Origin of the sequence: Promicromonospora vindobonensis (genome assembly GCF_042685865.1) — a bacterium.
In the GTDB taxonomy this organism is placed as follows: domain Bacteria; phylum Actinomycetota; class Actinomycetes; order Actinomycetales; family Cellulomonadaceae; genus Promicromonospora; species Promicromonospora vindobonensis.
Genome location: NZ_JBHUOG010000001.1, coordinates 326,170 through 347,862, shown reverse-complemented (window position 1 = coordinate 347,862; position 21,693 = coordinate 326,170). Strand labels below are relative to the sequence as shown.

Here is a 21,693-nt window from a genome sequence, read left to right as displayed (position 1 = left end):
GGTCGTCAGGGAGCGACGCTGCGCTTCGCCGACGCGAGGCGCGTCGCCTCGGCGAACTCACTCCGGACCGCCTCGGACGGCGCCGGGGTGAGCAGGCTGACGACGATCGCGACGAGCCCGCCCAGGACGAAGCCGGGGACGAGCTCGTAGAGCGTGTCGGCCAGCGGGGACCGGCCCCAGGCGAACGCGACGACGGCGCCGACGAGCATGCCGGACAGCGCGCCCCACTGGGTGAGCCGGGACCAGTACAGGCTCAGGATCACGATGGGCCCGAACGCCGCACCGAAGCCGGCCCAGGCGAAGCCGACCAGGTCAAGGATCGTGTCGGTGCGGTCGAACGCGATGAGCGCGGCGACCACCGCGACCAGCAGCACGCCGGCGCGGCCCAGCATGACCTCGGTACGAGCCGTCATCGGCCTTCCGGTGATCTTGACCAGGTCCTCGACCAGGGCCGAGGAGGAGACGATGAGCTGCGACGAGATCGTCGACATGATCGCCGCGAGGACCGCGGCAAGGACCAGCCCGGCGATCAGCGGGTGGAACAGGACCTGCGACAGGTACAGGAACACCGTCTCGGGGTTCTCCAGCGTCTCGCCCTGGGCATTGACGTAGGCGACGCCGATCAGGCCGGTCACGACCGCGCCGAGGGCGGTGACGATCATCCAGCTGATGCCGATGCGGCGTCCGGCGACGGCGTCCTGCGGGGAGCGCATCGCCATGAAGCGCACGATGATGTGCGGCTGACCGAAGTAGCCGAGGCCCCACGCGGCCGCGGAGATGATGGTCGTGGCGGACGCACCGGCCACGAACGAGAGGTGGTTGGCCGCGCCGCTCGTCTCCGCCGCGAGGATGCCCTCGCGGATCGGTCCCCAGCCGCCGAGCTCGATGAACGCCACGACGGGCACGGCGACGAGGGCGAGCAGCATCAGGATGCCCTGCGCGACGTCGGTCCAGGTGGCGCCGAGGAACCCGCCGAACAGCGTGTAGGCGAGCGTCACGCCGCCGACGACCCAGATGCCGGTCGTGTAGTCGAACCCGAACGAGCCCTCGAAGAACGTGCCGCCGGCCACCATGCCGGACGAGACGTAGAACGTGAAGAACACGAGGATGATCACGCCGGACGAGACGCGCAGCAGGCGCGACGTGTCGTGCAGCCGGTTCTCGAAGAAGCTCGGGATGGTGATCGAGTTCTTCGCCGTCTCCGTGTACGCGCGCAGGCGCGGTGCCACGAACTTCCAGTTGAGCCAGGCGCCGATCGTCAGGCCGATGGCGATCCAGGACTCGACGAGCCCGCTCACGTAGATGGCGCCCGGCAAGCCCATCAGCAACCAGCCCGACATGTCCGACGCGCCGGCGCTGAGGGCGGCGACGCCCGGGCTGAGCCGTCGGCCGCCGAGCATGTAGTCGTCGAGGTTGTCGTCCGTGCGGCGGAACGCCGCGTAGCCGATACCCAGCATCAGTGCGAGGTACGCGACGATCGCGATCGTCTTCCAGGCCTCGGGGGTCATGGAGGTGCTCCAGTACTTGTTGCGAAATGTGTGTGCGTGCGGTGACGCCTCAGCCCGGCAGTCTGGCACGAAGTCCCTCCTCCGGCTGAAATTCACCCCGCGACCAGGCCTTGGACGGCGCTCGCGAGCGATCACCCGTTCTGGGTGAGGCCCCGCGCAGGCCTCTCCCGCGAGCATCGAACACGTCAGGAGCCGCCGATCCGCGGCGGCACCGGGGGGAGCGACGAGCATGAGCGAGTCACGAGCGGACAGCGGCGTCGGGCCACCTGACGCCGCCGCCCGCCTGGCCGCGCTCGAGCGGGAGAACGCGGACCTCCGGCGCCGGCTCAGCGAGCCGGCACCACCACCGCCCGGCCAGGCACCCGACGTGCGGGCCCGCAGCCGCGGGCGGAGCGCCGCCGCCGTCGTCCTGATCGTGGTCGGCGCGCTGCTCGCCCCCGTGGGCGTCGTCGCCGCCTGGGCGGAACGCACGCTCACCGACACCGACCGCTACGTCGCCACGGTCGGTCCCCTGTCGGACGACCCGATCGTGCAGTCAGCGCTCTCGGGCCGGATGACCCAGGCCGTGATGGAGCAGATCGACCTCGGGTCACTGCTCGACTCCGTGGCCGGCGGCCTGGACCGGCAGGACGTGGCGCCACGGGCCGCGGCGGCGCTGCCCATGCTGGAGGCGCCGCTCACCAGCGGGGTCGAGTCGTTCGTCCGCAAGGCCGCCGACCGCGTCGTGACCAGCGACGAGTTCGCATCGGCCTGGCACCAGGCCAACCGGGTGGCGCACCAGCAGCTCGTGGCGGTCATGCAGGGCTCCGGGGGCGACGTCGTCGAGATCAGCCAGGACGGTCAGCTCACCGTCCAGCTCTCGGGAATGATCGACCTGCTCAAGGAGCGGCTCGTCGACGGAGGGTTCGAGCTCGCCGCCAACCTGCCGACGATCAACGCGACGTTCACCGTCATGCAGACCACCCAGCTCGTCGAGATCCGGAACCGGTACGCCCAGGTCGTCGCGCTGGGGACGTGGCTCCCGTGGATCGTGCTCCTCCTGCTGGGCGCAGGCGTCCTCGTCGCGGTGCGCCACCTGCGTGCCCTGGTCGTCGCCGGGATCGTGCTCGCAGCGGGCATGCTCGTGCTGGCCCTCGGCCTCGCGATCGCTCGCGGCCTCTACCTCGACGCGCTCACCGGGGTGGTGCTGCGGCTCGACGCCGCCGAGGTCGTCTTCGACCAGCTCGTCACCTTCCTGCGCGCCACGCTCCGCACCGTCGGGGTGCTCGGCCTCGTCGTGGCGCTCGCGGCCTACCTGGGCGGGTCCAGCCCGTCGGCGCGCGGCCTGCGGGCCGGCATCGGGAGGGGTTTCGGCAACGCTCGGGCCTGGGCCGAGGGCCGGGGTGTGTCCTCCGGGCCGGCCGGCGTGTGGCTCGCGCGGTACCGCGGCGTGGCACGTGCTGCGGTCGTCGCGCTCGCCGTCCTGGTCCTCCTGCTGGCGGCCAACCCGACACCGGGCCTCGTCGTCGGGACCGCCGTCTGCGCCGCGCTGCTCATCGCGCTGATCGAGCTGCTGGCCCGCCCCCAGGTTCAAGCCCTGGCTCACCCCTCGGCTCAACCCCTGTCCACCACCCGGGACGACCCGTCCTGACGGTGTGCCGCACGAGAACCGCCTAGCCGAAGGAGACATCGTGGCCGACAAGCCGAACATCCTCGTCATCTGGGGTGACGACATCGGGACGACCAATGTCAGCGTCTACTCCAACGGAGTGATGGGCTACCGCACCGAGAACATCGACCGGATCGCGGAGGAGGGCGCGCTCTTCACGGACTACTACGGGGAGCAGAGCTGCACCGCGGGCCGCGCCGCCTTCATCACCGGGCAGAACCCGTACCGGACCGGCCTGACGAAGGTCGGCATGCCGGGCGCCAAGCTCGGCCTGCAGGACGAGGACCCGACCATCGCGACCGCGCTCAAGGAGCAGGGCTACGCGACGGGCCAGTTCGGCAAGAACCACCTGGGGGACCGGGACGAGCACCTGCCGACCATGCACGGGTTCGACGAGTTCTTCGGCAACCTCTACCACCTGAACGCCGAGGAGGAGCCGGAGCTGGACGACCACCCGAACGCTGAGGAGTTCCCGGACTTCCGCAAGAACTTCGGGCCGCGCGGGGTGCTGCACACCTGGGCGAACGGGGACGGGACCCAGCGCATCGAGGACACCGGGCCGCTGACCCGCGAGCGGATGCGGACGGTCGACGAGGAGTTCCGCGACGCAGCGCTCGGCTTCATGCGGGACAAGGCGGGTGACGACCAGCCGTTCTTCCTGTGGTTCAACTCGACGCACATGCACTTCCGCACGCACGGCAAGCCGGAGAGCAAAGGGCGCGCCGGGCGGTGGCAGTCCGAGTACCACGACACGATGCTCGACCACGACGACGTCGTCGGCTCGCTGCTCGACCAGCTCGACGAGCTCGGCATCGCGGAGAACACGATAGTCGTCTACTCCACGGACAACGGCCCGCACATGAACAGCTGGCCCGACGCGGGGATGACCCCGTTCCGCAACGAGAAGAACTCCAACTGGGAGGGCGCCTACCGGGTCCCCGCGATGGTGCGCTGGCCGGGGAAGATCGCCCCGGGGACGGTGCTGAACGGGATCGTCAGCCACAACGACTGGTTCGTGACGCTGCTGGCCGCGGCGGGCGAACCTGGCATCGCCGACAAGCTCCGCGAGGGCACCGAGCTGGCCGGCACGCGCTACAAGGTCCACCTGGACGGCCACGACCAGCTCGCCTACCTCACCGGCGAGACCGACGAGTCGCCCCGCAGGCACTTCTTCTACGTCTCCGACGACGGCGACCTCACCGGCCTGCGCTTCGACAACTGGAAGATCATCTTCCTCGAGCAGCGCGCTGCCGGCACGCTCGACATCTGGCTCGAACCGTACGTCGAGCTGCGCGCCCCGAAGATCTTCAACCTGCGTACCGACCCGTTCGAACGGGCCGACCAGACCTCGAACACGTACTTCGACTGGATGCTGGACCACGTCTGGCTCCTGGTCCCCGCCCAGGCGTACGTGGCGAAGATGCTGAGCACCCTCCAGGAGTTCCCCGCACGCCAGACGCCGGCGACCTTCAGCATCGGCCAGGTCCTCGCCAAGCTCGAGTCGGGCGTCCCGAGCTCATGACGGCACGCACCGAGCAGGTCCGGGCCGGGAACGCCCGAACCGACGACGCCGTCCGGCTCGACGGCGGGACGTTCACCATGGGCTCGGACGACCACTACCCGGAGGAGGCGCCCGCACACCCCGTGCGGGTCGACGGGTTCCGGATCGACCGGTTCGCCGTGACGAACGCGCAGTTCTCCGCGTTCGTCACGGCCACGGGGTACGAGACCGTGGCCGAGCGGCCCCTGGACCCCGCGCTCTACCCGGGAGCACCCCCGGAGAACCTCGTGCCCGGTTCCATGGTGTTCACGCCCACCCCTGGCCCGGTGGACCTGCGCCACCTCAGCCAGTGGTGGGCCTGGGTCCCCGGGGCCTCGTGGCGCCGGCCCGAGGGCCCCGGATCCGGGATCGACGACCGCCAGGACCACCCCGTCGTCCACGTCGCCCACGAGGACGCCGCGGCGTACGCAGCCTGGGCCGGAGCCGACCTGCCGACCGAGGCCCAGTGGGAGTACGCCGCCCGGGGCGGCGTCGAGGGCGCCGCGTTCACCTGGGGCGACGAGCCCCGGCCGGGCGGCCGCATCCTCGCGAACACCTGGGACGGCCCCGACTTTCCCTGGCGGTCCACCGGTGAGTCCGGCTGGCTGCGCACCGCACCCGTCGGGTCCTTCGCCCCGAACGGGTACGGCCTGTACGACATGACCGGGAACGTCTGGGAGTGGACGGGGGACTGGTGGACCGACCGGCACCCCGACGCCGCCCCCGAACCGTGCTGCGCGCCCGTCAACCCGCGCGGCGGCGACGCCGCAGCCAGCAAGGACCCCCGCCAGCCGCAGTTCGCGGTCCCGCGCAAGGTCATCAAGGGCGGGTCCTTCCTCTGCGCGGACACCTACTGCCTGCGCTACCGCCCCGCGGCACGCCGGCCGCAGGCGATCGACACCGGCATGAGCCACGTGGGCTTCCGGTGCGTGCACAACGACACTGCGCTCGCGGTACCGCCGGGCGCCAGGCTCCTGGGGATAGCGTCATGACTACCGACCACCGGCTTCCCGCATGGCGTCCCGGGCCCACCCGCGACACCGTGCTCGGATTCCTCGAGGCAGCGCCGTCGATCCCGCCGGAGGACCGCGTCGCCTACTTCGACAACGACGGCACGCTGTGGTGCGAACGGCCCACGTACGTCCAGTACGAGTTCTTCCTCGACGCCCTCCGCCGTCGGGTGCGGGACGAGCCGGCGCTCGCCGAGGAGGCCGAGTTCCGGGCGGTGCTCGCGGGCGATGTCTCGGCGGTCGGCGAGATCGGGCTCGAACGCGTGGCGCTGGCGCTGGCCGGCCTCTTCCGGGGGATCGACCCGGGCGCGTTCACGCGGGAGGTCCGCGCGTTCCTCCGCTCCGGCATCCACCCGACGCTCGGCCACCCCCTGAGCGACATCCGCTACGGCCCCATGATGGAGCTCATCGGGGCGCTCCGGGAGCTGGGCTTCACCATCGGCGTCGTGACCGGCGGCGGTACCGAGTTCGTCCGGTCGGTCAGCCAGGAGCTGTACGGCGTGCCGCCCGAACGGGTGGTCGGCACGATGATCGCCTACGAGCTGGGGCAGGACACCCAGGGCCGGCCGGCCCTGCGGCGCACCGGCCGGGTGCTGGGCGACGTCAACGAGGGCGCGGCGAAGGTCACCAACATCCAGACCCAGCTCGGCAGACCCCCGGTGCTCGCCGCGGGGAACTCCGCCGGGGACACCGAGCTCCTGGAGTGGGCGGCCACCGCCGACGGCCCGCACCTCTCGCTGCTCGTGGACCACGACGACCCGGACCGGGAGTTCGCCTACGCCAGCGAGGCGCAGTCGTTCGCCGCCGGCGAGCCGATCACGACGACGGCGCGTCGGCTCGGCTGGACGACCGTCAGCATGAAGAACGACTGGGCGTCCGTGTTCGCCCACGACAGCCGGCACCAGAGCACCGAGGGCGCCGCCGGCGCCTGACGGTTCTCACCCGCAACGGGTGAGCACCCGTGCCTGGGCAGGACGCACAGTCGCGGAACAGACCGGCTCCATACGCAGGCTTCACGAGCAGGCTTCATACACAGGCTTCATACACAGGCTTCACACGCAACGGGAGGCGAGCCCATGGCTGTCTACGGCCAGCAACCTCAAGGTGCACCGGACCGTCCGGCCGGCGTCGACGCGCGGACGCTGTGGTCGGGAGGCGTCGCGACGGCCCTGGTCGTCGCGCTCATCGCGCTCGTGGGGGTGGTCGTCTTCCGCGGCGTGTTCGGCATCCCCATCCTGGCGCCCGAGGGCGACGGCGTCTGGGGGAACGTGTCGACGGTCTGGTTCATGACCGTCGCCGCCCTCGCCGCGCTGCTGGCCGTAGCGCTCGTGCACCTGCTGCTGCTGAGCACCCCGCGCGCCCTGTCGTTCTTCAGCTGGATCGTCGGCCTCGCCACCGTCGTGGTGGGCGTCGCGCCGTTCATCACCGACGCCGACCTCGCCAGCAAGCTGGCGAGCGCGCTCATCAACGTCATCATCGGCTTCGCGATCCTCGGCCTGGTCTCCGGCGTCGCGCGGAGCGCCGTCGCCCGCGGCATACGAAACGGGTGACGCACACGCCGCCCGCCCCCTCAACTGTCCTGTCACCACGCCCTGGAGGTTCCCATGTCATCGTCGTTCGGCCCCGTCGAGCTCGTCGCGCTCGCCTTCGACGCGCCACGCATCCCGCCCCCGGTCGCCCGAGCGGTGCTCGAGGTCGCCGGAACCGGTGCGGTCACCCTGCTGGATCTCGCCGTCGTGCGGCGGGGCGAGGACGGAGACCTCGCCATCCTGGAGGCGCAGGACCTCGGCGACGAGGTGGACCTCGTCGCGATCGAGCTGCCGGCATCCGGTCTCACCGGCGACGAGGACCTCCGGGAGATCGCCGCGACGATCGAGCCGGGCACGTCGGTGCTCGTCCTGGCGATCGAGCACACGTGGTCCCGCCAGCTCGTGTCGGCGGCGGTAGCCGCGGACGCCGACGTGATCCTGCACGAGCGCGTACCCGCCGCGACGGTCAACGAGATCGCCGACCAGGCGGAGGCCGCCGCCGGGTCCCCGGCCTGAGCCCGTCCGCACCGCTGTCCTGTCGGTCCACCGTCGACCCACCCTCGGTTCACCCCGACCCACCCTCGATCCACCCTCGATCCACGGTCCACCATCGAACGGAGTGTTCAGATGTCTCCCCTACGACGCATGGGCAGGCCCGGTCTGCTCGGTACTGCCGCCCGCACCGCGGTGATCGCCGGTACCGCCCAGGCCACTGCCGGCGCGGTCAGCAGGCGCCAGGCCAACCGGGCACAGCAGCAGTACGAGGCCCAGCAGTACGAGGCGGCCCAGCAGGCGCCACCGCCCGCCCCTGCGGCGCAGGCGCCACCGCCCGCGCAGCCGGTGCCCGGACCCGCGGCCCACTCGAACGACGAGCTGCTCACGCAGCTGACCCAGCTCGGCGACCTGCACGGTCAGGGTGTGCTCACCGACGCAGAGTTCGCCGCGGCGAAGGCGAAGCTGCTGGGCTGACCGACTCGCCGGGCCGGCTGACGTCACCGGGTGTGCCTGGTGGTCGACGTCGACAGGCGAACTCACCCGACGTGGGTGAGGCCGTGCGCCGCCGCCCGAGGGACCGTGCAGACACGGCCCCTCGGGGCGACGACCCGGGTCGACGACCCCAATCGACGACCCGAATCGACTGCAGAAGGGCGTGACATGAGGCGAACGGACATGAGGCGAGCGACCGGAGTCCTGGTCGGGCTGATGATCCTGGGGACGGCCGCGTGCTCCAGTGAGACGCCGGAGGAGAACACCCAGGAGGCGTGCAGCGCCGCGGAAGAGCTCACCGTCGCGCTGGACAACTTCGACATGACGCTGAGCCCGGACGCCACGGTGGACGAGGTGATGGACGCGCGCGAGAGCGTCCGCCAGGCGTGGCAGGAGCTCGACGCGGCGGCGGACGACGTCGCCCAGGACCGTGGTCAGGCGCTCGACGACGCGTGGAGCGGTCTCGAGGACTCCATCGACGACGTCAGCGGGGACGCGACGATCGCGGACGCCGCGGAGTCGCTCCGGGACGACGCCGTGGAGGTCCAGGAGGCGCGCGACGCCCTGGCCGACGATCTCGGCTGCTGAGCTGAACCGCGGGGGGCGGAGCCATGCACGAGAGAGGGCCGGACGAGCGGGGGCGGGCCGAGGAGCGATCGGCCGAGGAGCGATCGGCCGGCGGGCGTGCGGCTGACGAGAGTGCGGCCGACCGTCGGTCGGCGCTCGTGGAGCATGTCGCCGTGGCCTTGCTGGCGATCACGGCAGTGCTCACCGCGTGGAGCGGGTTCGAGGCGAGCAAGTGGGGTGGGGAGATGTCGATCTCGTTCTCCAGGGCGTCGACCCAGCGCATCGAGGCGGCGCGCGAGGCGACGACGGCCGAGGCCGCACGCGCGGTGGACCTGCAGGTGTTCGGTATCTGGCTCGAGGCGACGGCGGAGAACAACCGCGCGCTGCAGGAGTTCTCCCGCGAGCGCTTCACCGACCACTTCGCGCCGGCGTTCGACGAATGGCTCGCGACGCGTCCGCTCAAGAACCCGGACGCGCCGCGGAGCCCGTTCGCCCTGGACAGCTATGTCCCGCCCGGTGAGGTCGAGGCACAGGCCGCCGACGCGCGCGCCGACGAGTACTTCGCCGACGCGCTGGCCGACAACCGGCGCGGGGACAACTACACCCTGCTGACCGTTCTGTTCGCGCTCGTGCTGTTCTTCGGCGCGCTCTCCAACCGGTTCTCGTCCGAGCGAAGGTCCTGGACGATCCTGGCAGGCGCGGGAGTCCTGCTGGTGGTCGGGGTGGTGTTCCTGATCGCGTTCCCCAAGATCATCTAGTCAGGAGCCGGCTGGTCAGAAGCCGTCTGGTCAGTGGCCTCGGCGCGGCGGCGCCCGCCGTCGCCGTCCGGCCGGCGGCGGGGATCCCGCAGCATGTCGGACTCGATGAGCACGTGCCGTTGCAGGTAGGTGTTCGCGGTGGCCTGGATCGTCGCGGCGACGGGGAGCGCGAGGAAGGCGCCCAGCGCGCCGAAGAGGGCCCCGAACCCGAGCACGGCGAGGAAGCTCACGGCGGGGTTCATCTGCAGCGCCTTCGCGGACACCTTGGGGGAGAAGTACAGGTTCTCCAGCTGCTGGTAGGCGATCACGAAGGCGAGCACACCGAGCGCCTGCGGCAGGCCCTGGGACGTCAGCGCGACCACGATCGGCAGGGCGCCGCCCAGGTAGGTGCCGATCGTCGGGACGAACTGCGAGACCACACCGACGAACACCGCGAGCGGCAGGGCGTAGGGCGTACCGAGGATCAGCAGGAACGCGAAGGTGAACGCGCTGGAGAGCGCGGCGAGCACGATGCGGGTGTTGATGAAGTCCGAGACCTTGACCTGCGTGATCTCCCACAGCGTCAGGACCTCCTGCTGGCGCGCCGGGGTCAGCCAGCGGCACACCGCCGCCCGGAACCGTGGCCCGGCCGCGAGCAGGTAGTAGGTGACCAGGAGGATGGTCAGCACCGCGAAGAGCCCGCCGATCACGCTGGTGCCGAACAGCCAGGCGCTGGAGGCGACGTCGTTGCCGAACCTCGTCAGGATGTCTCGCACCAGGTCGTCGGAGTCCGGGATGGCGACGCCGAACCGTTCCGCGGCCAGGCCCTGGATGTCCGCATAGATGTCGGGCACGCTCTCGAGGAGCTGCACGAGCTGCTGGACGAAGAGGTTGCCGAACAGGCCCAGGACCACCCCGATGGCGACGAGTGACCCACCGAGGGCGGTCGCCGCGGCGATTCGGCGGTTCCAGCCGCGGCGCACGCACCAGACCACTATCGGGTCCAGCGCCAGCGTGAGGAAGAAGGCGATGAGCACATTGACCGCGAGGCCCTGCAGGGTGTCGATCGCGTACCAGCCGAACGCCCCGAGGTAGACGGCCACCACGGCCATGAACAGCGCCCGGGGGATCCAGCGGGGCGGCCGGCGCGACGTCGGGTCACCACGTCGCGGGGCTGCGACGGGCGCCGGTTCCGGAGCTGTCATGTTCTCGCCTCCCACTGCGCGGTCGCGGAGGCCGCGCCGGCCACCGCGGCGTCGACGGTCGGGAAGACCCGCCCGTCCTGGTCCGCCCTCGCCCACCAGCCGGACGCGAGGGCCTGCCGGTGCACCCCGGGCGGGAACGCCGCCAGCAGGAGCGTGGCCCCCTCGCGGGCGAGGTCGGCGTCGAGGGCCTCGAGCATGTCGAGCAGCGGGACGGTCACCCGCCGGACCGCGAGACCCTCCAGGATCACGGCACGCGGCGGGGGCTCGGCCGCGAGCACGGCGCCGAGGACGGCGTCCTGGGTCGGACGCGCGTTGCCCGTGTAGATCGTCACGTCGAGGTGCAGCAGCATCAGCCCGGCCCGTACGGGCGCGGCAGGCCGGTCCTGCGGCGGGTTGGTGGTCCAGCCGCCGTCCGGCACCGGGTAGAGCGGGCGGGCGGCGCTCCGGCTGACACTGCGCAGGACCAGGAACAGCGTCAGCACGACGCCGGCCCCGACGGCGGGGAGCAGCCCCGCGGTGAGCCCGACCGCCGTCGTGACCACCGCCACCCAGAGCTCCGCCTGGTCGATGCGGAACAGGCGGACGTACTCGGCCGGCGAGACGAGCCCCACGACCGCGACCAGGACCAGGGCCGCCAGGGTGGCGGACGGCAGGTCGTCCAGGACCGGGGCGAGGAAGAGCGCGACGAGCACGGCCAGGCCCGCCGTCGTCAGCCCGGAGATCTGGGTGCGGGCGCCCGCACCCAGGTTGACCGCGCTCTGCGACAAGCCACCAGCCGGCGGGAGGCACTGGCTGAGTCCGCCGCCGAGCGCGGAGACGCCGATCGCGAGCAGCTCCTGGTCGCTGTCGATCACCGGTTCGGACCGCTGCCGCTGCGTCCGTGCGACCACCACCGTCTCGAGGAAGGCCATGACGGCGATCGCGAGCGCGGCGGGCAGGAGACCGGCGATCTCGCCCCACGCGGGAACGCTCAGGCCGGGCAGCCCGGCCGGTACCGGCTCGATGAGTGCGAGCCCGCGCTCCTCGACGTCGGTCAGCGCCACCAGCAGGATCGAGGCGGCCACCACGACCAGGGCGCCGGGCACCCGGGGCGCTAGGTGCCGGAGGGCGACGAGCGTGGCCACCGCGACCCCCGAGACGACGGCGGTCAGGGCGTGCGTCTCCGGGAGCGCGGCGATCGTCGTGCCGAGCCGGCCGAAGAACCCGGCGTCGCCCGCGTCCGTGTCCAGGCCCAGGAGGGCCGGGAGCTGCGTGACGGCGACCGTGAGGCCGACCCCCGTCTTCACGCCGGTCAGGGTCGCGGGGCTGATCTGCTCGACGAGCGAGCCGAGCCGGAGCAGGCGCATCGCCAGGAGGCACACCCCGACCAGAGCCGTGAGTGTGAAGGCGGCCGCCAGCATCTCGTCCGAGGCGCTGCCGGACCCCGCGAGCGCCGACGCCGTCAGCACGGCGATGGTCGACGTGGTCGAGACGCTCGCGGTGCGGGAGCCGCCCAGGAGCGCGTAGAGCAGCACGGGGACGATGCAGGTGTAGAGGCCGACGGCGACCGGCACGCCCGCGATCGTCGCGTACGCCATGGCCTGCGGCACGACGACGACGCCGGCGGCCAGGCCCGCGACGACGTCGGCGCGGAGCCATGACCCGCGGTACCCGCGGAGCGAGGGGACCAGCCAGCGGGGGAGTGCCGAGGTCGCGTCCACACCGGTCAGCCAAGCCCGACGGCGGACCGGCGTGCTCACCTGCTTCGGGTGAAGGGCTGCCGGAGCGACCCCGCGACCGGAGCAGCCGGTGCAGCCGGTCAGAGCAGTCGGTCAGAGCAGGTGGTCAGAGCAGGTGGTCAGAGCAGGTGGAAGCTCCGGGCGACCTTCAGTGCCTCGCTGCGGCGGGAGGCCGCGAGCTTGGTGTAGAGGCTCGACACGTGGGTCTTGACGGTGTTCTCGGAGACGAACAGGGCCGCGGCGATGTCGGCGTAGGTGGCGCCCCGGGCCAGCTCGTTGAGGACCTCGCGTTCCCGCGGGCTCAGGGCGGGCGGGGCGAGGGCCTGGCTCACCTCGTCGAGCTCGCTGGGGGTGGCGGTCATCGACGCGTAGAGGGCCGTGATGTCAGGCCTGCCGGACGCCGTCGTGGCGAGCTCGTGCAGCCACCTGGTGGAGGGGCGTTTGGCCATCCTGCGCAGCAGTGTCTCGATGGGGGTGCCCTGGCGGGCCCAGCCGAGGAAGGGGGTGGCGTTCCGGCGTGCCTCGGTGACCGTGATCGCCTCGATCAGGCGCTCTTGCGAGCGGGCCGGGTCGCCCAGGGCGTCGAGCAGCTGGGCCTCGCACGCCAGCGCGAGCGCGCGGGTGGGCGGCTGCGAGTAGGTGGCGTCTGCTGAGGCCGCCTCGAACGCGGCGGCCGCACCGCGCCGGTCGCCGTCCCGGTCGGCGCGCAGTCCCTGGACGAGGGCGGACTCGCCCACGGCGCCGAGCCGGTCGAGGGTGTGGTGCAGGGTCTTGAGCGTGTCGCGGTCGCTCGCCAGGGTCGCGACGAACGCGCGCTCCACGAGGACCGCGACGCGCAGGTGCTCGGGGAGCTGGTCGTCGGTCAGGCGCAGGCACTCGCCGGGTCCGGACAGGATGCGCTGCGCCTCGACGACGTTGCCAGCGACGACCTCCTGGCGGGCGTCCCAGACCCGGAACCAGAAGCGGGTGCACAGGTCGCCGCTGTGGTACCGGACGCCGTCGAAGGGGTCGACCGCCGCCTCCGTGGCGGCCGGCACGTCGAGCTGGCGGGCGAGCAGCTGCGCGAGGTGGGCGCGGGACGCGACGAACTGCGCTTTCGGTGCCCCCGGGGTGCGGACGGCGAGCAGGACCTCGGTGGCCAGCTCGACGCACGCGCTCTCCCGCCCGCGCATGTACTGCGTGAACGCGAGGTGGCTCAGGGCGTACGTCCCCAGCGGTGCCAGCCCTTGGCCGTGCGACAGGCTGACTGCGAGCGTGAGGCTCGCCTCGGCGTCGGTGAGCTCGCCGAGCCAGTTCTGCGCCACGCCCAGCTCGTTCGCCAGCACGGGCAGCACCTCGGCGTTCGCCTCGCGCACGGCGGGGCGCGTCTGCGACGCGACCAGCACCCGCTTCGCGTGGCCGACGGCGGCGTAGGCGGGCTCGAGCCCCAGCGCGACCCGCCAGAGCCGCACGCAGGCCACCGTGGCGTCGAGACCGTCCAGCCCGCCGGGGAGCCAGGAGTGCGACCAGCGGCGCCGGGCGTCGAGGATCCGGTCGCCCCAGTGGCGGGCCCCTTCGACGTCGTCCCGCAGCCAGCAGCCGAGTGCGATGGCGAACCAGATGTCCGGCCTGCTGTCGACGACCTCGGGTTCGGCCCGGACGAACGCGCCCACGGCGTCGGACCCGCACTGGTTCAGCGCCATGCGGATGCCGTCGCGGGACAGGACGTCGGCGGCCTCGAGGGGTGCGCCGACCCGGACGAGCCGGGCGAAGGCCTCGGACAGGTTGCCGCGTGCCACGTCGAGGCTCACGGCGCGGATCACGGTGGCGCGGGCCCGGGCGGCGTCGACGCCGCCCGCGGCGAGCCGCTGCCGGACGACCTCCGCCAGGAGCGGGTGGACCCGGAAGCCGTCCGGGCCGGGAGGCGTGCCGTCGCTCCCGCCGTCACTCCCAGCGGCGCTCCCCGTGGGACCGTTGGCCCACGCCCGGTGGTCCGCGCGGAGCACGAGCAGGCCCGTGTCCTCCAGCTCGGTGAGGATCTCGCCAGCGTGCGGGTCGTGGGACAGGTGGGCTGCCGTCGGGACGCTGACCGCGCTCTCGCCCGCGATGCAGAGCAGCAGGTGGCGCTGCCGCGGGGTGAGGGTGCTGAAGACCTCGCCCGCCACCCGGGTGGCGATCGGCCCGGCGCCGTCCGCGAGGATGCGTGCGGCGGCTGCAGGGTCCGGGGCGGCGCGCAGCCCGCGTGCCGCGAGGACCGCGGCGGCGCACCAGCCGTCGGCGTGCCGGGCGACCGCGGCGAGCGCGGCGGGTTCGTGCGTCCTGGCGTGCTCCGCGATGAGCGTCGCGCTCTCGGGGCCGCTCAGCCGCAGCAGGTCGCCGCGCAGGAAGGTGAAGTTGCCGAGGAGCTCGGGGACCAGCCGGGTCAGCGGCAGGGGCCAGCGGCTCAGCAGGAGGACGCGCAGGCCCTCCGGTGTGGTGTTGAGCCGGTCGTCGATGCGGCGCAGCGTCGCGGCCGGGAGCCGGTGGGCGTCGTCGACCACCACCAGGGGCGATGACCGGTCAGACATGCCCGCCGGTTCCGGCCGGTCGAGAACCTGCCCGTCGAGATCCCGCCCGTCGAGCTCCTGCCCGTCGAGGACGCCGTCGAGCCGTTCCGGGGTCCACGTGTCGTCGGCCCTGACCCACACGGCGTCCAGGGCGTGCGGCGACGCCGTGAAGCGCAGCCACCCGGTGACGCCGACCGTCTTGCCCGCCCCTGCCGGGGCGACGACCATGGTGACGGATCCGTCGACCGCCTCGTCCAGCCGTTGCCACAGGCGGGGGCGCGGTACGAAGACGCGGGGCAGGCGCGGCGCGAGATCGGCCGCGGCCGGCCGGCCGGCCGCCACGACGGCCAGCCGGCCGGCCTGCGGCGCGAGGGCTGTCCCGCGCCGTGTGCCGGACATGGGCTCCGACAGGGATTCAGGGTGCATATCGCGGCGTCCTCCACTCGAAAGGTGAAGCGGCGGCCGCCCCCTGGCCGCCCATGCATGACCTGCAGAACTCGTATCACTGATTCCTGCGTATTCCTGGTCGTCAACAACTGTGCATCAAGAATCAGTCATGCGCTCTTCGGCAATGCTCACCTCCGGTGTCGCCCACCGCGCGCCGAACGGCGGTATTCACCCATTCCCTGAGGGTTCAGGCTGGATTGTCCTGGGCAAGAAGCGTGCAAAGCGCCCAGATCACTGCCACATTGACGGCGATGACTATCCCGCTCCATATGGGGAAATAAGGCAGAAATGCAAAATTTGCGATGCTCGAGAGCGTCGCAAGCACAATTCCGCCCACATACGCCCATGACCGGGCAGCGAGAACACCGATTCCCGTCGCCAGCGCGAGCGCCCCCACGGCGATGTGAATCCAGCCCCAGCTCGTCACGTCCAGCTGATAGACGTACTCGACCCCGGTCAGGTAGACGGTGTCCTCGGCGACCGCCGCGATTCCCTGCAGAATCTGGAACAGCGCCACCATGATCAGGATGGTCCCCGCGAATCCCGAGGTGGTGAGCTGCGGCGGCGGGCCGTAGGCGGCGACGGGGGTCATCCCCGGATAGGGGTCGGCCCCGGTCGAGTACGGGCTGGTCATGATCGCTCCTTCGAGAGTGGGGTCATTCCTCGCCGAAGACCTCGCGCAGCGCGGCCTCCTGCTCGGTGCTGAGGTTCGTGAAGATCAGCTCGGGCGACTCCTGGCCGGCGAAGGCGTCGTGGATCTTGTCCACCACACCGTCCGACGACATGACGAACAGCGCCGAGGTCCCTGGCGTGATCTCGTCCCGGACCCGGTTGATGAAGCCGTCGTCGATGCCGACGTCCGTGAGGGCACCGCTCAGCGCACCGGTCGCCGCACCGATGGCGGCCCCGAGCAGCGGCACGAAGAACAGGAGGCCGAAGAGCATCCCCCAGAACGAGCCGCCGAGGGCTCCCGCGCCGGTCGTCGACGTCAGCTGGCGGGTCTTGGGCTTCTTGGCGCCCTCCTCCCACCGCACGGTCGCCGCGTCGTGGATGGTGACCAGGTTCTCCTTCGACAGCTGCTGGAGGGTCGTCGATGCGGTCTCCGCACCGTCGGCGCTCTTGAACTTCCAGACGGTCAGTGTTGCCTGCGCCATGAGAGGCTCCTTCGGATCAAGGTGAGTGGCCTGACCCTGCTACTCCAGCCGCTGGGTCCGCTCCGCGCCTCACCCGTTCCCGGTGAACCTGCTCAGGCGGCCGGGCCGCTGCCCCGGCCGGGCCCGACGGCGTCGTCGAGCGTGGCGAACAGCGGAGGCTCGCCCTCCGACCCGATCCGGGCCAGGACGTCACGCACCTGCCCGATGCCCTCGGCGAGGGCCAGGTCGCTGCCGTCGCGCTGCAGGTCGCCCCGCAGCTGGACCAGCATCGCGGCGGCGGTCACGTCGACCGACGGCGTCGCGCGGCCGTCCAGGACGACCAGCCGCAGGCCGGTCTCCGCGGCGGCCAGCTCCCGCACCCGCGCACGCACGTACTCCGCGTTCGCGAACATCAGCGGTCCTTCGACGCGGACGGCGAGCACGCCGGGCAGCGTGGTGTAGTCCGGGTTGCGCTCGGCGTCCACCCACGGGCGGCCCGGCTCGTCGCCGACGGGCGCCAGGACGGTCATGCGCGGGCGCGAGGTCCGGGCCAGCAGGAGGATCAAGGACACGGCGATACCGATGACGAGCCCCGGCAGGGTGTCGAAGATCAGCACCCCCAGCAGCGCGGCGCCCGCGGCCATGAAGTCGGCCCGGGCCGTGACCTGGTAGAAGTGCACGATCCGGCCGGTCCGCACCCGCCACAGCCGGCGCAGCGACCGCACGTCGACCAGCTCGACGACCGCGACCACGACCACCGCGGCCAGCGTCGCCAGCGGCAGCTGCTCGAAGATCCCGGTCAGGAACAGCAGGGTCAGGACCGTCAGGGCGGCGGCCGTCAGTGCCGAGATCTGGGAGCGTGCGCCGGCACTCGCGTTCACCGCGGTCTTCGACAGGCTGCCGTTGACGACCATCCCGGACAGGACCCCGGAGCCGAGGTTCGAGATGCCGAGGCCGACCAGCTCGCGGTTCGGGTCGACGTCGTACCCCCGGCTCGCCGCGTAGGTCTTGGCCGCGCCGAGACCCTCGGCGAAGCCGACGAGCATGAGGCCCACCGCACCGCCCAGGAGCTCCGCGAACTGCGGGCCCGTCACCTCAGGCAGCCCGACGCTCGGCAGGCCGGCGTCGATGTGGCCGACGACGGCGAGCCCGCGGTCGCCCAGCCCGAACAGGATGGTCGCGCCGATCGCCAGGAGCACCACGACGAGCGACCCGGGCAGGAACGGCATCGTGCGGCGCACGACGACCAGGGCGGCCAGGCTCGCCAGACCGACGGCGACCGTGAGCGCGTCGACGTCGCCGAGCTGGCCGAGCAGGGCCCAGGTCTTCTCGAAGAAGCTGCCGTGCCCGCCCTCGACCCCGATCAGGTCCGGCACCTGGCCGATCATGATCGTCAGCGCGAGGCCGATGATGAAGCCCTTGAGCACCGGCTCGGAGATGAACGCGGCGAGGAAGCCCAGGCGGAGGAGGCCGGCGATGATCGCGGCGATCCCCGTGGCCAGGGCGAGGCCGGTGGTCAGGGCGACCGGGTCGCCGTCGGACCCCGCGATGCTCGCGACGATGCCCGCCGAGAGCGCTGCCGTCGCCGACATGGGCGACACCACGAGCTGGCGGGACGTGCCGGCGATCGCGTAGAGCGCCAGGGCGGGGACCGCCGCGTAGAGGCCGACCACCGGCGGCACCCCGGCGATGGTGGCGTAGGCGAGCGACTCGGGGACGAGCACCGCCCAGACCGCGAGGCCAGCGATGATGTCGGGCCGTACCCAGGTGCGCTGATACCCCGTGAAGGACGGGGCGAGGAGACTGGCCACGGCGGTTCCTCTCCGAGGGGCACGGCTGGGGGCACGGCTGGGGACACGGCTGGTCCGCTCCGACGGTAGGCGAGCGCCCCCGGCCCGCAGGTCACCCGGAAGGGGTGACGCGGCCGGACCCGCGGTGCGCAACTGTGCTTGCATGGGGGAGCTGCTGGCACAGCTGGTGCCGGAGATCGTCGGGCTCGCCGCGACACCCGCGGCGATCGTCGCGTGCCTCCTGCTGCTGGGGTCGCACCGTCCGTACCGCAACGTCGCGGTGTTCGGTGGCACGGTGCTGGTGCTCTACTCGCTCCTGGGCGCCGTCGCGCTCGTGGTGGGGCGGTCCGCGGACGCCCAGGCCACCGAGGAGGCGACGACGGCCAGGGACTGGATCGGGCTGGTCGTCGGCCTGCTGTTCCTCGTCGGGGGTGTCGTCGCGATCGTCCGGCGGCCTGCTCCGCGGCCCGAGGGGGAGGGCGAACAGGTGCCGGGCTGGGCACGCAAGCTGGCCTCCCCGAGGCCGGCCACCCTCGTGGGCGTCGCGGTGGTGCTCTCGCTCGTGAACCCCAACGTGGCCATCTTCTTCTCCGGTCTTGGCGCTGTGGTCGCCGCCGACGTCTCCGTGGGAGAGCAGGTGCTCGGTGTGCTCGTGCTCGTGCTCGCCAGCGTCCTCGACTACGTGGTGCCGACGGTGTTCTACGCGGTCACCGGTCTCCCCGGGCGGCACCGGCTGCATGCGATGCGGACGTGGCTCGTGCGGAACGACCGGGCGATCGGGGCCGCGGTGCTCCTGGTGTTCGGCGTGATGTTCACGATCCGCGGCCTCGCCCAGGTCCTCGGCTGACGCAGTTCTCGGTTGACGCGGTCCTCGGTTGACGCGGGCGCGCTCAGTCCCGTCGAGCTCGCCGCTGCACGCTGTAGCCGACGGCGGCGAGCACCACCCAGAGCAGCATCACCACGACGACGCCCACCGTCGACTCCGGGCGCCACAGCTCGCCGGCGACGTCGGCCCAGAGCCGCCCGACGCCCGACAGCACGAGCGCCGCACCGCCGAACGCGGTGCCCCAGGCGAGGAACGGCCGCTCGAACCGCCGGGCCAGCAGCCCGCACGTGAGGGCCACCGCGGGGACCACGACGAGCAGGAGCAGGAGGTCGGCGCCGCCGCCCTGCACCAGCACGAACAGCTTGGCGCCGATCACCGCCCCGACGCACAGGCCACCGATGAAGAAGAGGAACCGGGCGGCCAGCAGCGTCGTGACGAAGGCCAGGACGGCGCCGCCCAGGCCGATCAGCAGCGTGGTGCCGGTGTCGGCGTCGAACGCCACGGCGAGCGTCCAGGCGACGCCGAAGCCCGCGGCCAGCACGGCGAGGCGGACCGACAGGGACCCCGCGAAGCACAGGAGCAGGCCGACGAGGATGATGGCGAGGGCAGACATCAGGGGTCTCCGGAGGGTTCGGCCGGCGGGTCCTCGTCGGCGGTCTGGTGTTCGGTGGGCTCGTGCTCGGCGGGCTGGACGTGGTGCACGGAACCGTGCGGGTCGCGCCCCGCAGTCGCCGTGAGCGCGGCGCGGGTGGACTCGCCGAGCTGTGGTGTCGCGGGCACGACGCGGACACCGGCGAGACGGCGGACCGTGCCGTCGCGCTCCCAGCCGGCGGCGAGCTCGGGGTCGACGCCGGTGAGGTAGAGCGCGCCGCCGGCGTCGTGGAGCATGCGGGCGTAGTCACCGGCGACCTTGAGGAACGTCGCGCCGAGCGTGGTGCGCCCGCGCAGCCGCAGGACCACGACCGGACCGTCCTGCGCCGTAGCCGCGCCGGCGGCGTCGTCCGCGGCGACCGGCGTCGGGAGGTGGCGCTGCAGCGTGCGGGTACCCGCGTAGAACAGCGAGCCGTACGCGTCCAGGACGACGGTCTGGCCGGCGGTCACGGTCCGCGGCGCGCGGGTCTCGACGAACCCGCCGGCGGCGTCGGGCCTCAGGCGCACCACGCGCAGATCGAGGGCCTCCTGGTTCAGCTGCATGATCAGGGACGCGATGACGCCGACGCCGACGGCCTGGGCGACCGGGAGCACGAGGACCGCCGCGAAGGTGGAGCCCATCGCGAGCACCGAGATCCGGCCCGCCCGGGCGACGGCCACGAGCTCCTGGGGCTTGATCGCCCCGATCCCCGCGTAGATGAGCACCGCCGCGAGCGTCGGCATCGCGACCAGGCCCACCACGCCGGAGAACGCGAGCAGGATGACGCCCATCCACAGGCCGGACCAGATGGCCGCCCAGCGGCTCGCCGCGCCGGCCGTCAGGTTCAGGGCCGTCTGCCCGACGGAGCCGCCGACGGGCTGGCCGCCGAACAGCCCGGCGGCGACGTTGGCGACGCCCTGCGCGGTGAAGTCCCGGCTGGTCGAGGACCGTGAGCCGTCGGTGTTCGGTACGGCCTCGGCCACACCGGCGCCCTGGATCAGCACGAGCGCCGCGACGGCTGCCGCGCCGCCGACCAGCTCGGTGCTGAACAGTGTCAGGTCCGGCAGCCCGAGCCCCGGCAGGCCGCGGGGCACGGCGCCGGTGTCGTCGACGCTGGCCACCGACGTCGCGCCAAGGACCACGACGCCGACGGTCGGGATCAGCAGCGCGATGAGCGAGCTGACGATCGACCAGCGCGTCAGGCCCAGGAGCACCAGGGTCGCCAGCGCGGCGCCGCCGCAGACCGCGGACGCGGCATCGATCTCTCCCAGGTGGCTGACCACGTACCAGGCCTTGGTCGCTGACACCGAACCCTCCGCGTCCACGCCGAGGAGGTCGGGGAGCTGACCGAGCACCATGTTGACCGCGATACCGGTGAGGAAGCCGAGCATGACCGAGTAGGAGACGAACCGGATGTACCGGCTCAGCCGCAGGAGCGCCGCGACGATCATCAGGCCGCCCGCCAGCAGCGTCAGGAGCACCATGGCGTCGGACCGCTCGTCCTCCCCGTACGTCGTGAGCGCGGAGCCCGCGGCCAGGGCCGCCGCGCTCGTGGTGGTGACCACCATGAGCCGCGTCGAGCTCATGAAGCCGCCCGCCACGGGGCCGACGAACGACCCGTAGAGCCCGTGCGCCGGGTTGACTCCCGCGAGGACACTGGCCGCCATGCCGTCCGGCACGCTCGAGATCGCGCCCGGCAGGCCGGCGATGATGTCCTGGCGGAGGTGCCGCTTGCGGGGCAGGACGTCGGTGGTCTCCTGCTTCAGCCGCCGTCCTGCCCGCCTCGCCGTCTGGCGCATCCGGGCGCCGAACAGCGCGCCCAGGCGGCTGCCGCGCTCGTCGCGCCGCCCGTCCCGTGAACCGTTGGCCGTCATGGGGCTCGTCCGGCGCCG

The 21,693-nt window shown here is 72.4% G+C and carries 19 protein-coding genes; 10 read left to right on the top strand and 9 right to left on the bottom strand.

Annotation, left to right across the window (positions count from 1 at the left end; genetic code table 11):
* Positions 1-5: 5 nt before the first annotated feature.
* Positions 6-1,508, bottom strand: coding sequence for a sodium/proline symporter PutP (putP, locus tag ACFS27_RS01565; protein ID WP_377179658.1), 1,503 nt, complete (start codon positions 1,506-1,508; stop codon positions 6-8).
* 229 nt (positions 1,509-1,737) lie between these two features.
* Between putP and ACFS27_RS01560 the strand changes: the two genes are divergently transcribed.
* The 9 genes from ACFS27_RS01560 to ACFS27_RS01520 all read left to right on the top strand — a co-directional run bounded on the left by ACFS27_RS01560 (position 1,738) and on the right by ACFS27_RS01520 (position 9,547).
* Positions 1,738-3,138, top strand: a complete 1,401-nt coding sequence (locus tag ACFS27_RS01560) for a hypothetical protein (protein ID WP_377179656.1) — start codon at positions 1,738-1,740, stop codon at positions 3,136-3,138.
* Positions 3,139-3,178: 40 nt separating this feature from the next.
* Positions 3,179-4,678, top strand: a complete 1,500-nt coding sequence (locus ACFS27_RS01555; RefSeq protein ID WP_377179654.1) for an arylsulfatase — start codon at positions 3,179-3,181, stop codon at positions 4,676-4,678.
* Positions 4,675-5,688, top strand: a complete 1,014-nt coding sequence (locus ACFS27_RS01550; RefSeq protein ID WP_377179652.1) for a formylglycine-generating enzyme family protein — start codon at positions 4,675-4,677, stop codon at positions 5,686-5,688. Before ACFS27_RS01555 ends, ACFS27_RS01550 begins: the two co-directional genes overlap by 4 nt.
* Positions 5,685-6,638: an HAD family hydrolase gene (locus ACFS27_RS01545; RefSeq protein ID WP_377179650.1), complete on the top strand. Its 954-nt coding sequence runs from the start codon at positions 5,685-5,687 to the stop codon at positions 6,636-6,638. The genes ACFS27_RS01550 and ACFS27_RS01545 overlap by 4 nt, the downstream gene beginning before the upstream one ends.
* 144 nt (positions 6,639-6,782) lie before the next feature.
* A complete protein-coding gene (locus ACFS27_RS01540) occupies positions 6,783-7,256 on the top strand; it encodes a DUF6069 family protein (protein WP_377179648.1) in 474 nt (157 codons plus the stop codon).
* Between the two features lie 54 nt (positions 7,257-7,310).
* Positions 7,311-7,751: a DUF6325 family protein gene (locus tag ACFS27_RS01535; RefSeq protein WP_377179646.1), complete on the top strand. Its 441-nt coding sequence runs from the start codon at positions 7,311-7,313 to the stop codon at positions 7,749-7,751.
* 111 nt (positions 7,752-7,862) lie between these two features.
* The gene (locus tag ACFS27_RS01530) at positions 7,863-8,204 is read left to right on the top strand and encodes an SHOCT domain-containing protein (protein ID WP_377179644.1); all 342 of its coding nucleotides are present in this window, start codon (positions 7,863-7,865) and stop codon (positions 8,202-8,204) included.
* A 201-nt stretch (positions 8,205-8,405) separates the two neighbouring features.
* Complete coding sequence (locus tag ACFS27_RS01525) at positions 8,406-8,810, top strand: hypothetical protein (RefSeq protein ID WP_377179642.1); 405 nt, start codon at positions 8,406-8,408, stop codon at positions 8,808-8,810.
* Between the two features lie 23 nt (positions 8,811-8,833).
* Positions 8,834-9,547 carry a hypothetical protein gene (locus ACFS27_RS01520; protein WP_377179640.1) on the top strand — a complete coding sequence of 238 codons (714 nt, stop codon included), beginning with the start codon at positions 8,834-8,836 and terminating at the stop codon, positions 9,545-9,547.
* Here ACFS27_RS01520 and ACFS27_RS01515 read toward each other — a convergent pair.
* The 6 genes from ACFS27_RS01515 to ACFS27_RS01490 all read right to left on the bottom strand — a co-directional run bounded on the left by ACFS27_RS01515 (position 9,544) and on the right by ACFS27_RS01490 (position 18,365).
* On the bottom strand, positions 9,544-10,731 hold the full coding sequence (locus ACFS27_RS01515) for an AI-2E family transporter (RefSeq protein WP_377179638.1): 1,188 nt from the start codon (positions 10,729-10,731) through the stop codon (positions 9,544-9,546). The genes ACFS27_RS01520 and ACFS27_RS01515 overlap by 4 nt on opposite strands.
* Entirely contained in the window at positions 10,728-12,431 is a 1,704-nt protein-coding gene (locus tag ACFS27_RS01510) for a SulP family inorganic anion transporter (protein ID WP_377179636.1), read from the bottom strand. The genes ACFS27_RS01515 and ACFS27_RS01510 overlap by 4 nt, the downstream gene beginning before the upstream one ends.
* A 137-nt stretch (positions 12,432-12,568) precedes the next feature.
* Positions 12,569-15,400, bottom strand: coding sequence for a LuxR C-terminal-related transcriptional regulator (locus tag ACFS27_RS01505; protein ID WP_377179634.1), 2,832 nt, complete (start codon positions 15,398-15,400; stop codon positions 12,569-12,571).
* Between the two features lie 208 nt (positions 15,401-15,608).
* Complete coding sequence (locus ACFS27_RS01500; protein ID WP_377179632.1) at positions 15,609-16,055, bottom strand: DUF7144 family membrane protein; 447 nt, start codon at positions 16,053-16,055, stop codon at positions 15,609-15,611.
* Between the two features lie 22 nt (positions 16,056-16,077).
* The gene (locus tag ACFS27_RS01495) at positions 16,078-16,575 is read right to left on the bottom strand and encodes a DUF1269 domain-containing protein (RefSeq protein ID WP_377179630.1); all 498 of its coding nucleotides are present in this window, start codon (positions 16,573-16,575) and stop codon (positions 16,078-16,080) included.
* A 92-nt stretch (positions 16,576-16,667) separates the two neighbouring features.
* Entirely contained in the window at positions 16,668-18,365 is a 1,698-nt protein-coding gene (locus ACFS27_RS01490) for a SulP family inorganic anion transporter (protein ID WP_377179628.1), read from the bottom strand.
* A 142-nt stretch (positions 18,366-18,507) separates the two neighbouring features.
* Between ACFS27_RS01490 and ACFS27_RS01485 the strand changes: the two genes are divergently transcribed.
* Positions 18,508-19,191, top strand: a complete 684-nt coding sequence (locus ACFS27_RS01485) for a GAP family protein (RefSeq protein ID WP_377179626.1) — start codon at positions 18,508-18,510, stop codon at positions 19,189-19,191.
* A 43-nt stretch (positions 19,192-19,234) separates the two neighbouring features.
* Here the strand turns inward: ACFS27_RS01485 and ACFS27_RS01480 are convergent, their stop codons facing one another.
* Together ACFS27_RS01480 and ACFS27_RS01475 are read right to left on the bottom strand one after the other, a co-directional pair.
* On the bottom strand, positions 19,235-19,783 hold the full coding sequence (locus ACFS27_RS01480; RefSeq protein WP_377179624.1) for a DUF4203 domain-containing protein: 549 nt from the start codon (positions 19,781-19,783) through the stop codon (positions 19,235-19,237).
* Positions 19,783-21,675, bottom strand: coding sequence for a SulP family inorganic anion transporter (locus ACFS27_RS01475; RefSeq protein ID WP_377179622.1), 1,893 nt, complete (start codon positions 21,673-21,675; stop codon positions 19,783-19,785). Before ACFS27_RS01475 ends, ACFS27_RS01480 begins: the two co-directional genes overlap by 1 nt.
* Positions 21,676-21,693: the final 18 nt, after the last annotated feature.